The sequence below is a fragment of the Candidatus Obscuribacterales bacterium genome, assembly GCA_036703605.1.
Lineage (GTDB): Bacteria > Cyanobacteriota > Cyanobacteriia > RECH01 > RECH01 > RECH01.
This window is the reverse complement of sequence record DATNRH010000088.1, coordinates 1-2247: the sequence shown is the minus strand read 5'-3', so window position 1 is coordinate 2247 and position 2247 is coordinate 1. Positions and strand designations below refer to the sequence as shown.

Sequence of the window (2247 nt, the reverse complement as noted above, 5' to 3'; positions counted from 1 at the left end):
ATATCTATATATATACTACCTACCCCCTTAGGGGTAGTCTAGATATAATATATATTATATATATATATACAAAGACCCTAAACCCAAACCCCGTACCCCAAAAAGAAAAAGAATAAATATTGCGCGTGCTACGGAACTTTTTGTATGAAGTGTTGTCTAATAGAACATGCGCGATACACAGGCGCTCCTCTTTTGTCATGATCCAGCGCCCGGAGCGTTGGGATTCCAGGAGGTGATCCTCTATCTCCAAGCCTGTCACTGGTTAACAGGACGAATGCCACACAACAGCTAGAGGAGACTGAATGACGCAAAAACAACTACAAGAGTGCAAAGGCGTTTAACTTGGCGAGGCCCTCGTCCTTTTCCTGCGAGGGCTTCCCCTTATTTTTTTATCCAAACGAGAGGATTCTATAATGCTTCAAGTATTCAGTTCACAAAGCGCGGATGGCAATAGTTCCTCTTTCCGTGTTGCTTATCCCAAACCATCCGTGACCCTTATCGTAGAAGGAACCTTCGGTGGTGGGACCGTCTCTCTGGAGATTCAGGCCCCTAACGGTAATTGGGTTCCTGTAGAAGATACCACTTTCAATTCCGACGGAGCTAAGGTTATTGACGCGCCTCCCTTCGTTGGTCGCCTCGTACTGTCTGGTGCCACTTCCCCGAGCATCAATGCTTGGATCACAGCGCAGGCCCTGTAATGTCTATTGTTCGTCCTTTCTCACGTACATTCACGGAACCCTCCGCACTTGGGTTTAGACGAAATCACAATCCTCTCCGCGAGCTAATCCACTCTTTGTTCTCTCAGGGACAAGAAGGGGTCGTATATGTCCCCCGTCCTTTTATCCTAGATAATAAAGTCCTATTCCAAGATTCAGCAGGCACCACGCCCGTAACAGCAGATGGGCAGCCGGTGGGGCTGATGCTGGACCTGCACAAGGGGCTGGTGAAGGGGCCAGACCAACTAACAGAGGATGTGCCCACGTTGGCGGAATCGAGTGTGGTGGGCGCATGGGAGGCCACCCCAGGGGCGTCCTATGACGCGGAAACCATGGCCGTGACCACCACATCGACGAATCACGCGGTTCGGGCGATACTCGGCTTGTCGGGGGCGGGAAGTTTTGAGTTCTCCTTTCTGGCGAAAGCGGGGACGTTAGCGAACCCTAAGTTTTCCGTTTACAGCGTGACCCGATCCACCAATATCTTGGCAGGAGTTTCCTACGCCAACCAGATCGACGGCGCCGGTTATTCGCGCGTCAGATTACAGTTTTCCGTCGATGCGGCAGAGGATATTTACGTGTATCTGGTGCGAGACTCGGGTTCGACGGGGACCGTCTTCGTCGATCCGGCCAGCCCCGAGGTCCGCAAACTCCCCGGCAACCACGCCACCGCATCGGCAGCAGCGAACAAGCCGATTTATCGGACGGATGGCACGCTGCACTGGCTAGAGTTTGATGGGGTGGATGACTTCCTAGAGGCATCTTTCTCGTTAATCTCACAACCTATATTGGCCTCTGTTGCATGGAAAGATGACGTCTTAAACAGTGGACATATTCCGTTTGATGGTAATGATTCAACTAATCGTGTGCTTGTTCAAACCCGATTTTCGGGCGAACTTAGGGCTTTTGCGGGAACGGCGTTGGATGTAGCCGGGGAGGGCTCTACTAGTACAATGGTTTCTACTGTTATCGCAGATGGCCCTAGCTCTGTATTCAGAAAGGATGGTGTACAGATAGGCGCGGCAGACATAGGCGCGAATGGCCTAAGCGGTATTCGGATAGGCAGGGACGGGGCAGGATCTATCTATTTAGAGGGACTTGTACACGGATTAGTGGTTCGAGGTGCGGCATCCACGGCAACAGAGATAACAAAAACAGATTCGTATCTCGCAGCCCTCGCAGGAGTGACATTATGACCCAGTGGACGGGCCGATACGCCATCGTGGTATCAAACGGTGTACTCAAGAACAGCTCCGATGTTTTCGCCATCCTTGATCCTGATGTTGGTGGGGCAGAAACCTTCTCTGTGCCTCTTAACTCCACAGGCGATCCTGCTGATCCAGTAACTCATTGGGGGGCATACAGCCCCCTTCCTGTGCAGGTTAGAGACGCTCTTCTCAACCTGTCTACCACTGAGTTCATGGAGTATGTCAACCAGAGGGCAGAAGAGTTTGGACGCGAGCCAGTAGGCTCCGTGACAGCTTTTAAGAATAATGTGCAATTCTCTGAGGAAGGTGGCTCGTTCTGGGAC

At 51.5% G+C, this 2247-nt stretch carries 2 protein-coding genes; both read left to right on the top strand.

Annotated features, from left to right (window positions below; translation table 11 throughout):
- Positions 1–919: 919 nt before the first annotated feature.
- Positions 920–1912, top strand: coding sequence for a hypothetical protein (locus V6D20_01915; GenBank protein ID HEY9814553.1), 993 nt, complete (start codon positions 920–922; stop codon positions 1910–1912).
- Positions 1909–2247 (top strand): hypothetical protein (locus V6D20_01910; protein HEY9814552.1); only part of this gene is annotated, 339 nt, incomplete at its 3' end. The genes V6D20_01915 and V6D20_01910, both read left to right, overlap by 4 nt.